General features: G+C 74.4%; 12 protein-coding genes. 6 read left to right on the top strand and 6 right to left on the bottom strand.

Annotated features, from left to right (window positions below; genetic code table 11):
* Position 1: 1 nt before the first annotated feature.
* Positions 2-619, bottom strand: coding sequence for a DinB family protein (locus ACWGB8_RS35675; RefSeq protein WP_452217817.1), 618 nt, complete (start codon positions 617-619; stop codon positions 2-4).
* Positions 620-1,074: 455 nt separating this feature from the next.
* Between ACWGB8_RS35675 and ACWGB8_RS35670 the strand changes: the two genes are divergently transcribed.
* On the top strand, positions 1,075-1,512 hold the full coding sequence (locus ACWGB8_RS35670) for a RidA family protein (protein WP_452217816.1): 438 nt from the start codon (positions 1,075-1,077) through the stop codon (positions 1,510-1,512).
* A gap of 103 nt (positions 1,513-1,615) precedes the next feature.
* Here ACWGB8_RS35670 and ACWGB8_RS35665 read toward each other — a convergent pair whose 3' ends face one another.
* The 3 genes from ACWGB8_RS35665 to ACWGB8_RS35655 all read right to left on the bottom strand — a co-directional run bounded on the left by ACWGB8_RS35665 (position 1,616) and on the right by ACWGB8_RS35655 (position 4,772).
* A complete protein-coding gene (locus ACWGB8_RS35665; RefSeq protein WP_452217815.1) occupies positions 1,616-2,047 on the bottom strand; it encodes an NUDIX hydrolase in 432 nt (143 codons plus the stop codon).
* 602 nt (positions 2,048-2,649) lie between these two features.
* The gene (locus ACWGB8_RS35660) at positions 2,650-4,365 is read right to left on the bottom strand and encodes an alpha/beta hydrolase (RefSeq protein WP_452217814.1); all 1,716 of its coding nucleotides are present in this window, start codon (positions 4,363-4,365) and stop codon (positions 2,650-2,652) included.
* A 2-nt stretch (positions 4,366-4,367) separates the two neighbouring features.
* On the bottom strand, positions 4,368-4,772 hold the full coding sequence (locus tag ACWGB8_RS35655) for a hypothetical protein (RefSeq protein WP_452217813.1): 405 nt from the start codon (positions 4,770-4,772) through the stop codon (positions 4,368-4,370).
* A 216-nt stretch (positions 4,773-4,988) separates the two neighbouring features.
* Here ACWGB8_RS35655 and ACWGB8_RS35650 point away from each other — a divergent pair, with 216 nt between their 5' ends.
* Positions 4,989-5,729, top strand: a complete 741-nt coding sequence (locus tag ACWGB8_RS35650; protein ID WP_452217812.1) for a DUF6333 family protein — start codon at positions 4,989-4,991, stop codon at positions 5,727-5,729.
* 103 nt (positions 5,730-5,832) lie between these two features.
* On the opposite strand, the gene ACWGB8_RS35645 is transcribed toward ACWGB8_RS35650, so the two are convergent.
* The gene (locus ACWGB8_RS35645) at positions 5,833-6,600 is read right to left on the bottom strand and encodes an MBL fold metallo-hydrolase (RefSeq protein WP_452217811.1); all 768 of its coding nucleotides are present in this window, start codon (positions 6,598-6,600) and stop codon (positions 5,833-5,835) included.
* A 154-nt stretch (positions 6,601-6,754) separates the two neighbouring features.
* Between ACWGB8_RS35645 and ACWGB8_RS35640 the strand changes: the two genes are divergently transcribed.
* The 3 genes from ACWGB8_RS35640 (at position 6,755) to ACWGB8_RS35630 (ending at position 9,799) form a co-directional block, all read left to right on the top strand.
* Complete coding sequence (locus tag ACWGB8_RS35640) at positions 6,755-7,546, top strand: SDR family NAD(P)-dependent oxidoreductase (RefSeq protein WP_452217810.1); 792 nt, start codon at positions 6,755-6,757, stop codon at positions 7,544-7,546.
* A 98-nt stretch (positions 7,547-7,644) separates the two neighbouring features.
* On the top strand, positions 7,645-8,517 hold the full coding sequence (locus ACWGB8_RS35635; RefSeq protein WP_452217809.1) for a helix-turn-helix transcriptional regulator: 873 nt from the start codon (positions 7,645-7,647) through the stop codon (positions 8,515-8,517).
* A gap of 328 nt (positions 8,518-8,845) precedes the next feature.
* Positions 8,846-9,799 (top strand): LAETG motif-containing sortase-dependent surface protein, encoded by a 954-nt coding sequence (locus ACWGB8_RS35630; RefSeq protein ID WP_452217808.1) that lies wholly within the window; start codon positions 8,846-8,848, stop codon positions 9,797-9,799.
* A 65-nt stretch (positions 9,800-9,864) separates the two neighbouring features.
* Here ACWGB8_RS35630 and ACWGB8_RS35625 read toward each other — a convergent pair whose 3' ends face one another.
* Positions 9,865-10,272: a DUF3224 domain-containing protein gene (locus tag ACWGB8_RS35625; protein ID WP_452217807.1), complete on the bottom strand. Its 408-nt coding sequence runs from the start codon at positions 10,270-10,272 to the stop codon at positions 9,865-9,867.
* 172 nt (positions 10,273-10,444) lie between these two features.
* Here ACWGB8_RS35625 and ACWGB8_RS35620 point away from each other — a divergent pair, with 172 nt between their 5' ends.
* Entirely contained in the window at positions 10,445-11,488 is a 1,044-nt protein-coding gene (locus ACWGB8_RS35620) for a helix-turn-helix transcriptional regulator (RefSeq protein ID WP_452217806.1), read from the top strand.
* Positions 11,489-12,045: the final 557 nt, after the last annotated feature.

Raw genomic sequence — 12,045 nt, 5'->3', positions numbered from 1 at the left:
GCTACCCCCACTCCTCGCCCCACTCCTCGCCCCGCTCCTTCGCCACCAGCTCGAAGGCGACGGCCCCGTCCAGGCTCTCCCGGATGATGTCGGCGTGGCCGGCGTGCTGGGCGGTCTCGGCCACGATGTGGAGCAGCACCCGCCGGGCCGACCAGCGCACATCGCCCTCGAACCAGGGGGCCGCGGGCAGCGGGTGCGAGACGTCCAGGTCGGGCAGCGCGGCGACCAGCTCGTCGGTCCGGCGGGCGACCTCGGCGTAGTCCGCGAGCACGCCGGCCAGGGTCTCGCCGGGGAGCATCCGGAAGCCGTTCACCCGCTCGGCGAAGTCGGCCTCGGTCATGGCGGAGAAGTCCGGCATGGCGGACGGCCCCTTCAGGATGAAGTCGACCCAGCCGCGCTCGGTCGCCGCGACGTGCTTGATCAGTCCGCCCAGACAGAGTTCGCTGACGGTGGGCCGCAGCCCGGCCTGCTCGTCGGTGAGGTCGCGGACGGTGAGGCGCAGCAGCCCCCGGTGCGTGTCCAGCGCGTCCAGCAGGTCGGCGCGCTCGCCGGTGACGGCCGGCGCGGGGGCGCCCGCCGGGTCGGTGGTGCCGGTGGTGGTACGGGTGGTCTCGCTCATGCCTGATCGCTCCGTCGGTCACTGTTCCGTGGACGAGAACCACGGTAGGAGCGATCTAGGACAGATCGTGTCCGCGACAGGCCGATCGGCCGCACCCGCCCGCGGCGCCACCGGCCTCGCCGCGCTCGCCCCGGGCAGGCAGGCCGCCACCGAGCACCCGGCGATGGAGCCGATCAGCACCGGTCACCGCAGCGCGGGCACCGGTGCTGATCGGCCTGATACTCGACCACCGACCGCACGCCGCAGCCGAGTTGCAGCACAGTGCGGCCTGATCCGACCCCCGCGCCACCGCCACCCCGGCCCGCACGCCCGGCGCGTCCCAATTCTGTATCGATCACTCAAGAAACCGTGGTACCTTGCTTCTTGATCGATCACTCAAGAACAACGGGGGGCGATCGGTGCCGCATTCCCGCGCACCGCCACCCCGCCGCACGAAGGCCGGAAGGACCGCCGCCATGACCAGCGCCACCCCGCAGGACCACCGCACCATCACCAACCCGGCCGGACTCCACGACCCCGCCCCGTTCGGCTACAGCCACGCCGTCGCCGCACCCGGCGAACTCGTCTTCATCGCCGGGCAGTACGCCTCCGACGGGACCGGCAACGTCGTCTCCGAGGACTTCGCCGTCCAGGTCGAGCAGTCCTTCGACAACCTGCGCACCGCCCTGGCCGCCGTCGGGCTCGGCCTCGAACACGTCGTCCGGCTCGGCACGTTCATCGTCGACCACGACCTGGCGAAGCTGGAGGTGCTGGGCAAGGCCCTGCACGCCGCCTGGGGCGACCGCCTTCCTGCTCAGACCCTGAGCGGGGTGGCCTCGCTGGCGCTGCCCGGGATGCTCTTCGAGATCGACGCGATCGCCGTCCGACCGGCCGCGCCGGGCACCGGCGCCTGACCCGGCCCGACGCGGAACGGCCCCGCGGCCCGTCCGCCCCCGCCGCACGACGGGTCGGACCGGCCGCGGGGCCTTTCCCACGCCCTACCACGACGCCCTACCGCTACGCCCCGGCGGCGCCGATCATCCGCAGCGCGTCGAGCGCGGCCGGCGAGAGCTCCGACTCCGCAAGGCCGGCCAGCGGCAGCCGGCGGACCTCGCTCGTCGAATCGTCGGCCTTGGTGACCACGGGCGCCCCCGGCGCGAGCTCGACCCGGTAGAACAGGCCCACCAGGCTCCAGGCGATGCCGAGGCGCCGGGCGGTGTACGTCCGCGCGTCGACGAGCCGGGCCCCGAGCACGTCGAGGCCGGTCTCCTCGCGCAGTTCACGCTCGAGCGCCCGGACCGGCTGCTCACCCGGGTCGATGCCGCCGCCGGGCAGGTGCCACAGACCCGGCTCGAACACCGGCGAACTCTCCGCCAGCCGGGTGAGCAGTATGTGCCCCTCGGCCACCGCGATCCCGTACGCCGACACCCTCGACCGCACGTCCTCCACCGTCGCACTCCTTCCACAGCCCGGTCTTCGCGGCCCGGCAGCCGGGGCCGGCACCCGAGGCCCGGCACCCGAGGGCGCGGACGGAGCCGGGCCGAAGCCCGGACGACCTTCCGCCCGACGCCCCACCCGAGGCCCCCGACGGATCCCGGACCACCATCGGGCTGTTGCTTCCCGTTGGATCCTGTTCAATAATGTTTGCCATGACCGGACGGTCCGGGGCCGGCGACCAGCCGCTCGGGCCCGCCGCCGAACCCGCGGTGCCCGTCCGTCCCCCCCTGCGCCCCTCCGACCGGCTGCCCCGACTGAGCGCCGCCCGGAGGGGTGCCCCCGCGGTACGTCAGCCGCGGGCGCACCCGGGGACGCCGCCTCGACCCCCGTGCCCGGCGGCGCCCCCGGCCGACCCCGTCGAGCCGGTCCGGCCCCCCATCGCCCCGCGGCAGTGCTGCCGCGGCGGGGGTCCGGTGAGCCGACGGCAGTGGTGCCCCGTTGAGGGGCGGGGCACCACCCCCCGGGCTGTCGGCGCCGGCCCCTGCACCCGGCGCCGGCAGCCCGACCTGCCCGCCCTCCGACGCCTGCGTGTTCGGGGCCTGCGCGTTCGGCGCCTACGTACGCTTGCCGGCGATGATGTCGCCCATCGTGTCCAGCGAGGAGCCCTTCCAGTAGTCCGAGTGCCCGGTACCGGAGTCGGTCGGGATGCGCTGCGCGCCGAAGCGGTCGTTGGCGGGGTCGCGGCCGAAGCGGAGCAGGTCCTCCTCCTCGGCCCGGACGTTGTTGTTGGGGTTCATCCCGAGCAGGCCGTTGGTCACGTCCGTGTACCACTCGCTCACCCCCTCCTGCGCCCAGTCGATCGGGTTGACCGACTTGGCCCACTCGATGGAGTCGGCGTCGCCGCGGCCCGCGTAGATGTGCTTGGGGTCCATCCGGAAGTCCTTGGCCTCGTCGACGCCGACCCCGGGACTGCCCACGAAGATCACCTCGTCCACCGGCAGGCCCTTGTCCCGCAGTGTGAGGCCCACCGTGGTGCTGCCGTAGCTGTGCCCGATGATCGTGTTGTGCGAGGGCCTGCCCTCGTGCGTGGTCCGCAGGCCGTTCTCGAAGTCGGCCAGCTTCTGCCGGGCGTCCTCCGCGTAGGTGGGGCTCGACGCGTTCGGGATCTCGGGCGGCGAGTCGTAGCCGACCCAGGTGATCGAGGAGGTGGTCTTCCCCGAGTCGGCGTCCTGGGCGGCCCCCACCATGCCGTCCGAGCGGCCGATGTCGCCCTTGATGTTGCCGAGGCTGGAGCCGGTGCCGGGCACGTAGGTGACGACGTTGTCCGCCGTGTCCGGGTTGTTGACCGCGACGATCGCGTGCCCGCGGCCCTCGGTGTCGAAGCCCAGCAGGTACGCGGGCGGCTGGTCCGGGGTGACGGTCGAACCGAGGCGGTCCTCGATCGCCTTGATGCCGTTGAGCTTGGACTCCAGGTCCGACTTCCGGCTCTCCCACTCCTCGTGCTTCGGGTTCTGCACGAAGACGTGCCCGCTGCGCACCACCTGCTCGGGCTCCGGGCCCAGGTGGTCGAGGTCGTACTGCAGCTTGTCCTTCGCGCGCTGCATGCCGATCCGGTTGGCCTCGTCCCGGTCGACGGCGGGGATGCCGTCCCGGTTGCCGATGAGTTCGGGCTTGGAGTTGATCAGCTCGTTCTGCTCGGCCGGGCTGAGGTTGTTCCACCAGGTCTTGATCTCCTCGGCGCTCGCCTTGTCGCCGGGGTAGTCGGTGCGGGTCTGGTGGTCCTTGCGGTCCTTCGCGGCGGTCGCGCCGTTCAGCCCGGTGCCGCTGGTGGCGTTCTCGACGAAGTGCCGCAGCCGCCGGGTCACCGCCTCGTCCGCCTGGGCGCCCTCGGCCAGCGCCGCCTGCAGCCTGGTGCTCAGCGCCTCCGCCCTGTTGGCGGCGCCCGGACCGGCGAAGGTGCTGGAGTTGCGGTCGTTGTCCCAGGACATCCCGCCGTCGTCGGCGACCTTGATGCCGCCCGCCTTGGCGTCGTCCAGCACCTGGATCAGCTTCGACTGCGCGGAGGCGATCGACCGGTGGGCGTCCGCCAGCACCGCCTGCACCAGGATCAGCTCCTGGTGCGCGGCCTTCAGCTTGCCGGAGAACGCCGCCAGGTCCTTGTGCGCGGTGTCCGCCGTGCTGCCCGTCCAACCCGAGCGGTTCACCCGGTCGACCACCGTGGTCTGCCACGCCTCGACGTGCTCGCCGAAGTCCTTCGCCAGGAACTCGTACGCGAACTTGGCGGTCAGCAGGCTCACCAGGTTGGCGTCCTTGAGGGTCTTGATGTCCACGCTCAGACCCCCTTGGGTGCGCCGCCGCCGCGGATCAGGGTGTCGAACGGGTCGGGCCCGCCTGGCTGGATGGAGACCTGCGCGGGCGCCGGCGCCGCCATGCTCGCCGCGACGGTGTGCTCGACGGTGCGGTAGCCCTGCCCCGTCGCGATCAGCTTGCCGCCGTAGGCGTCCATGTCCTTGGCCAGCCCGTCCAGCAGCTTCTTCCAGCCGTCCGTGCAGTCGCGCAGCGCGCCGGCCGCCGCCCAGCCCTTCAGCTCGTTCGCCGCCGCGTCGCTCGGCTCGACGACCTTCTTCGTCTCGGGCGGGATCTCCCCCGCGATCTTCTGGGCACCCTGACCGCTGCCCTCCAACTCGCCGGGTGCCACCCGCAGGTTGCGCCCGCCCGGTGCGTCCGGATCCGCCATGTCCCGTTCCCCCGTTCCCGGGGCCGGGCGGCCTGACCGCCCGTACCCCGTCACTGACTTCGTCCGTCGACCGACGAGCCTCGCACCCCCGGGCGGCCGGGGACATCATCCGCCCGAACGATCTTCCTCCCGCTCCGGTGTGACAGCCCTTCAGGAACCCGCGAACCGGCCGCCCCGCCCGGCCCCCTGTCGGCCCCCGCCCGTACCGTGGCGGCCATGACCGACCACGGCCACTGGACCTGCCCGCCCGACCGCCCGGTGCACGGCTGGGGCGAGTACACCGTCACCGTCCTACGACCCCCGTTCCCGGCCGGCGCCGGCCCGGGAACCGCCGAGGCCCTCGGGGCGCTCCCGCCCCACGACCCGGTGGCCGCACGGAGGTTCGCGGAGTCCTTCGGCACCGTCGAGTGCGTCCTCGACGAGCTGTACCGCACCGACACCGTCGTCCCGCTCCCGCGCACCCGGGCCGACCTGGACGTCGTCCACGTCGGCTGCTGGGGCGGCCTCATCGGCCTCTCCGACCCTGCCCTCGCCGACAACGGCAACCAACTGCCCCTGCTCGCCGAGACCGAGGCCCTGCACCGCCGCTTCCCCGACGCCCGGATCGTCGGCTCGGTCGGCACCGACATGGGCGCGCACCACTCCGAGGACACCGTCCACCTGCCGACGGGCCTGGCCCTGCACTCGGAGGGCTGGGACAGCACCCGGTGGGACCTCACCGGCGACCCGCACGCCCTGCTGCACGCCCTCGGCATCCGGCCCGAATCACTGGCCGGGCAGGCGGCCGAACTGCACCCCGACGACCCCGCCGCCACCGACTGGCAGTCCTTCGGCCGCCTCGCCCTCGGCCCCTGGGACCCGTGGGGCCGCCGCACCCTGCAACTGTCGGCGTTCCGGGTCCGCCACACCGCGGAGTACACCGACCTGATGGAGGAGATCTGGCGCTTCGACGACTGACCCGACCGGGTCGGCCCCTTCCCGAACCCGGACCGGATGCCGGCCGGTCGGGTCCTGTCCGGTCCGACCACCGCGGTCGCCGCAGTCACCGCAGTCACCGCAGTCACCGCCCGACGGTGAACTCCGCGCCCGGTGCCGCATACTCCACCGGGCCCCCGAAGGTGCCGGCGGCCGCGGCCACCGCCCGCGCGGGCGTCAGGGACCGGCCGACGTGGGTGACCACCAGCCGGCCGGCCCCGGCCGCGGCAGCCGTCGCACCGGCGGCCTCGGGGGTGTGGTGCCCGCCGTCCCCGTCCGCGGAGTCCGCCTCGCAGAGCAGCACATCGCAGTCGGCGGCCAGTTCGGTGAGGGCCGGGCACGGCTCCGTGTCGCCGGAGTACACCAGGGAGCGGCCGTCCGGGTCCTCCACCCGCAGGGCGAAGGCGGGCAGCCCTCCGTGATCCACCGCGCGGCTGGTCAGGACCAGCCCGCCGACCCGCGTGCGGTGGCCGTCGGACAGCTCCTCGATCGCGAACGCGGCCTCCACCGGGCTGCGTTCGGGCCCGTTGGTGAGGAAGTGCGCCAGCCGGTCCGCGGTGCCGGGCGGGCCGAGGAGCGGGATCGGTGCGGCCGGCCGCAGATCGGCGAAGCGGAGCCCGTAGTAGGCGGTGAGCAGGTCGGCGGCGTGGTCGGCGTGCAGGTGCGAGATCCAGATCGCGTCCAACTGGTCGAGCCGGACGTGCCGTTGCAGCGGGCCGAGGGTGCCGGTGCCGGCGTCGACCCAGATCCGCACACCGGCCCCGGACACCAGGTAGCCGGAACAGGCGTTCTCCGGGGTCGGGTACGGGGTGGCGCTGCCCAGGACGGTGAGGCGCAGGGATTCACTGCTCATCGGCGGAGTCTAGGGCGTGACCGACCGGCGCGCGGCCGACCGGCGCGTGGCCGACCGGTGCGCGGCCGACCGGTGCGCGGGCCCGGGTAGGACCGGCAGTCCCTGGGAACGGCCGGGCCTGGTTGGCGCACGTACCGGCCGACAGAGTGGGGGCATGAACGAAAACACCACTGAGCAGGCCGGATTCGCCGGACGCGTCGTCCTCGTCACGGGCGCCACGAGCGGGATCGGGTACGCCACCGCACGGCAGTTGCTGGCCGACGGCGCCCAGGTCGTCGTCACCGGACGGACCGGGGAGCGGCTGAAGCGGACGGCCGACCGGCTGGCCGACGTCTCGGACGGCGGAGCCCGGCTGCTGACCGTCCGGGCCGACGCGGCGAGCCTGCCGGACACCCGGCGGCTCACGGCCGCGATCGACGAGCGGTTCGGGCGCCTCAACGGCGTGTTCGCCAACGCCGGGGTCGGCATCTTCCGCACCGTCGAGGACACCACCGAGCAGGACTTCGACGACTCGTTCGACGTCAACGTGAAGGGGGTGTTCTTCACCGTCCAGCAGTCCCTGCCGCTGCTGGACGCCGCCGGCGGCGGGTCCGTGGTGATCAACGCCTCCTGGACCCTGCACCGCGGCATGGCCGCGGCACCCGTGTACGCGGCCACCAAGGCCGCCGTGCACAACTTCGCCCGCTCGCTCGCTCCGGCCCTGGCCGGGCGCGGGATCCGGGTGAACTCCGTCAGCCCGGGCTACATCCACACCGAGATGTACGACGACATCATCAACACCGAGGAGGCGCGCGAGGCCAGCCGGGTGGCCCCGCCGCTGCAGCGGGTCGGCACCTCGGAGGAGGTAGCGGACGCCGTCCGCTACCTGCTCTCCGACCGGTCCTCGTACATCACCGGGCAGGACCTGATCGTCGACGGCGGCCTGGTGGTGAAGGTCCCGGTCTGACCGGCCGGGCCCCTCGTCCCCCGGTTCGGCCGCCCCGTGCGGTGCCTGGTCCTGGCAGGGCCAGGCACCGCACGGGGCGGTCGGCGAGAATGCGGAGCATGACTGCGACCACTGCGCTGAGCGACTTCCTGCGGGCCCGCCGCGCCCTACTCCGACCCGCGGACGTCGGCCTGCCCGGCTCCGTCGGGCTGCGCCGGGTCGCGGGACTGCGCCGCGAGGAGATCGCCGAACTCGCGGGTGTCAGCGTCGACTACTACACCCGCATGGAACAGGGGCGGGTCCGCAACGCGTCGCCCGCCGTGCTCGACGCGCTGGCCCGCGCCCTGCGCCTGGAGGAGGACGAGGTCCGGCACCTGCACCGGATCGCCCGACCGTCCGCGGCCCCGCGCGGGACGGGCCGGCCGGCGGCCGGGGCGGCGGCGGGTCCGCAGCAGGTCCGCCCGATGCTGCGGACCGTCGTGGAGTCGGTGCCGGACCTGCCCTCGCTGGTGATGGGGCGGCGGATGGAACTGCTCGCCTGGAACCGGGCCGCGAACGCCCTGTTCGGCTTCGACGCCCTCGCACCGGGGGAGCACAACATGGCCCGGCTCACCTTCCTGCACGCCGACTATCGCACCCTGTACCGGGACTGGGACGACTGTGCGCGGAAGAGCGTCGCCTACCTGAGCATGGAGGCGGGCCGCCACCCGGACGACCTCCGGCTGCGCGAACTGGTCGGCGAACTCGCCGTCAAGAGCCGCGAGTTCCGCACCTGGTGGGCCCAGCACCCGGTGCAGGACAAGACCAGCGGCCCGGCGCGCTTCCGCCACCCCGTCGTCGGCGACCTCGAACTCACCTACGAGACCCTGCGGTCCGCCGACGACCCCACCCAGGCCCTGATCACCTACGCCCCCCAGCCGGACACGCCGTCCGCGGACGCCCTCCGGCTGCTGCTCTCCTGGACCGCGGAGGACAGCCGCGCGGCACACTGAACCCGGCCCGCCCGCCCCGGCACCCCGCCCCGGGCCCCTGGCCGGCGACCTCCCCGTGCGGGGGCCGGGTGCCGGGGCGGGTCCGTCCCGATGTGCCGTCAATGGCGCACGTCGCCGGGCTTGTCCGGGCTGCACCCCGCGCTGCGGCCGTACCGGGACGGGGCTCGTTCGTCGGCCAACCGGGCTGTATATGATCACACGGTCTTCACGGCAGGAACCGGTTCCGGCAGGCGGCGCCACCGCCATGCCGTCGCGCCTGCACCGGCGCCGCGCACCGTCCGCCCGTGCCGACACCGCCGCCCGCCCCCTGCTCCGAGGTGCCCTCCCCGTGAACGTCCGCCGTACCCTGGCCACCGTCGCCGTCGCCGCCGTCGTCGCGCCCGCCGCGCTCCTCTCCGCGACCCCCGCCTTCGCCGACAGCACCCCGACCGGCCAGTCCCGGTCGGACGCCACCACCATCGCCGAGCTGGAGAAGGCCATCGCCGACGCGGACGCCGCCTACGCGAAGGCACGCGCCGAGGAGAAGGCGTCCAACATCCTGTTCGACGACGACGCAGCGTTCGACGCGCGGTACAACGGCGTCCGTGCCGCGCACACCAAGGCCCTGAAGGAGTGGCGGGCGGCCACTGCGGCGAAGTCCGCCGCCGGCAAGGCCCTCGCCGCAGCCCAGAGCACCGCGAACCGGATCCTCGACGACTCCGCCTCCACCGAGGAGCAGCGCGTCGCCGCCCTCACCGCCCTCCACCAGGCCAAGCTCGCCGCCGACGCCGCCGCCAAGGCCGAAACCGACGCCGATGCCGTCCTGGCCACGGTCAACGATGCCCTGAGCGACGCGCAGATCGAGGAGACCCGGCGGATGGGCCAGGCCCAGCTCGCCGCCGAGAAGGCCCTGGAGGCGAAGAAGGCCGCCCAGGCGGCCCTCGCCGAGGCGCGCGCCGCCGCGAAGGCCGCCGCCGAGGCGAAGGCCAAGGCGGAGGCCGAGGCCAAGGCCGCCCGCGAGGCCGCTGCCAGGACCCCCGTTGCCGTCCCGGCCGCGGTCACCACCACCGCGCCCACCACCCCGGCGGCCACCGCCACGCCGGTCCGCACCACCGTCAAGAGCACCACCACCGGCAGCACCGGGGCCACCGGCAGCACCGCCGCGACGGCCACCTCCACCACCCTCGCCGAGACCGGCGCCTCGTCGGCCACCACCGGCCTGGCCGCCGCGAGTGCCACCGCCCTCGCCCTGGGCGCCGGCGCGCTCGTCGTCTCCCGCCGCCGGACGCAGGCCGACGGCTGACCCCGCCCGCGCCCGGCCCGCAGCCGACGGAGGCCGGGGGCCGGGCGCACGGGTGCGGCGGCCGGTCAGCCGAGCTCGTACGCAAAGGTGTAGGCGATCGACTTCTCGCCGGCGCGGGCCGTGAAGGAGCCGCTGCCGCGCAGGCCGGCGAGTTCGCCGGTGGCCGTGCCCGGGACCACCTCGAAGGTGCAGTGCACGGTGCCCTCCGCGTCGAACCGGCCGCGCTCCTCCACCAGGAAGGCGCCGCCGCGGCCGTCGAGCCGGCCGTCGAACAGCTCGAACCCGGCGAAGGTGCCGCTCTTGTCCTCCGCGTAGGCGACGGTGTACTCGCAGGACGTGGCGCCCGCCTCGATGCCGCCGGTGAAGGCGTTGACCGCGGACGCCCGGGCCAGGCTCGGGCCCTGCTCCCGCGCGCCGACCGCGTTCTCCTGCCAGTCGGTGCAGCTGAAGTGCCCGGTGGTCTCGGTGGCCATGATGGTCCGTCCTCTCGCTGTGCTCTCGTTCGGAACTCCGTCCGACCGCCCGACCGGCACACCCGCCCGTACGGCCGTCGAACCGCGCCGCGGACGTTCCCCGCGGTCTGCGTGACCAGCCTGGACGCCGTACCTGACACCTCCTGTCAGGTACCGCGGCGACAATGGCCCGATGCGCGCCGACCGCCTGCTCTCGCTGCTCCTGCTGCTCCAGAACCGGGGCCGGATGACCGCGCCCGAACTCGCGGCCGAGCTGGAGGTGTCCGTCCGCACGGTCTACCGGGACGTCGAGGCGCTCGGCGCGGCGGGCGTCCCGGTCTGCGCCGACCGCGGCCCGGCCGGCGGCTTCCGGCTGATGGACGGCTACCGCACCCGCCTCACCGGGCTGACCGACGCCGAGGCGGGCTCGCTGTTCCTGGTGGGCGTGCCAGGACCGGCCCGGGAACTCGGCCTCGGCACCGCGGTGGCCGCCGCCCGGCTGAAGCTGCACGCCGCGATGCCGCCCGAACTCGCCGAGCAGGCCCGGCGGGTCGAGGAGCGCTTCCACCTGGACGCACCGGCGTGGTTCCGGGACGCCGACCGGGTACCGCATCTGGAGGAGATCGCCGCGGCCGTCCGGGAGCAGCGCGTCCTGCGGGCCCACTACCGGCGCTGGGGCGGCGAGGTGCACCGCGAGCTGCGTCCGCTCGGCATCGTCCTCAAGGGCGGCATCTGGTACCTGGTCGCGCTGGCCGCCTCCCCGACCGGAGAAGCCGAGTGCGCCGAACGCGCCGGGGCCGCCGGGGCCGCCGGCCGGGAGGAGGGCGGCGCGGGCGACACGGTCCGGACGTACCGGGTGTCGCGCTTCCTGGGGATCGACGCCACCGGAGAAGCCTTCGAACGCCCGCCCGGCTTCGACCTGGCCGGCTACTGGGCGGAGTCCTCCCGACGGCTGGAGGCCCGGCTCCGCCAGGGCACCGCCCGGCTGCGGCTCTCGCCCCGGGCGCAGCGCCTGCTGCCGATGCAGTTCGGTGCGGTGGGCGTGCAGGCGCTGGAGGGTGCCGGGCCGGCCGACGACGAGGGCTGGGTGGAGGTCGAGCTGTCGGTGGAGTCGCCGGCCGTCGCGGTGAGCGACGTGCTGCGGCTGGGGGCGGAGGCGGAGGTGCTCGGACCGCCGGAACTGCGGCGCGCGCTGGCCGACACGGTCGCACTGCTGGCCGCGCGCTACCGCGACTGACCCGAAACCACCCACGGCCCCCGGCCGGCCCCCTGCCTCGCGGCGCGTCCCGGAAGCGGCCCGGATCCCGCCCCGGACGGTACGGAACGACCCCGGAACAACCCCGGGGCTGCCCCGGGGCAGCCCCGGCGCGACCCGGCGCACCCTCCGGCGCCGAACATCCGCCCGCCCGGCGCGAACACACGCCCGGCCCGGAGCGCCAGCACGGTGCAGTAACAGGATGTTAACCGGACCAGCACAACTCCTGTCCCGATCCTGCTTTTGCCTCCCCCATACCCGTGTTTTACTGAGTCTTGACGCAGCATCAGGTCACCGGGGGGTCACCGACGGTGTGCGGCGGCGCGGCTCCGCCGTGCCCGCGACCGGTCCCGACCTCCAGGTCTGCGGCCTGTTCTGACAGTTCATTGCCAGACCGACCGCCCGCCCCCGCCCCGCGCGAGGGGGCAGAAGGAGGCATTCCCTCATGGATCCGCTGATCGACCGTGCCCGCGAGTTCCCCCGCCGAGCCGGGGACACCGGCCGCGAACTGACCGCCCTGGCCGCCGGACAGGCACCGC

It is taken from the genome of Kitasatospora sp. NPDC054939, from assembly GCF_053610105.1.
This window is presented reverse-complemented; position numbering and strand designations above follow the sequence as displayed.

Coding starts and splice junctions, on each gene's coding strand:
- ACWGB8_RS35670 (WP_452217816.1), top strand. CDS start 1,075: ATGACCAGCGCCACCCCGCAGGACCACCGCACCATCACCAACCCGGCC.
- ACWGB8_RS35620 (WP_452217806.1), top strand. CDS start 10,445: ATGCGCGCCGACCGCCTGCTCTCGCTGCTCCTGCTGCTCCAGAACCGG.
- ACWGB8_RS35650 (WP_452217812.1), top strand. CDS start 4,989: ATGACCGACCACGGCCACTGGACCTGCCCGCCCGACCGCCCGGTGCAC.
- ACWGB8_RS35675 (WP_452217817.1), bottom strand. CDS start 619: ATGAGCGAGACCACCCGTACCACCACCGGCACCACCGACCCGGCGGGC.
- ACWGB8_RS35625 (WP_452217807.1), bottom strand. CDS start 10,272: ATGGCCACCGAGACCACCGGGCACTTCAGCTGCACCGACTGGCAGGAG.
- ACWGB8_RS35645 (WP_452217811.1), bottom strand. CDS start 6,600: ATGAGCAGTGAATCCCTGCGCCTCACCGTCCTGGGCAGCGCCACCCCG.
- ACWGB8_RS35655 (WP_452217813.1), bottom strand. CDS start 4,772: ATGGCGGATCCGGACGCACCGGGCGGGCGCAACCTGCGGGTGGCACCC.
- ACWGB8_RS35635 (WP_452217809.1), top strand. CDS start 7,645: ATGACTGCGACCACTGCGCTGAGCGACTTCCTGCGGGCCCGCCGCGCC.
- ACWGB8_RS35640 (WP_452217810.1), top strand. CDS start 6,755: ATGAACGAAAACACCACTGAGCAGGCCGGATTCGCCGGACGCGTCGTC.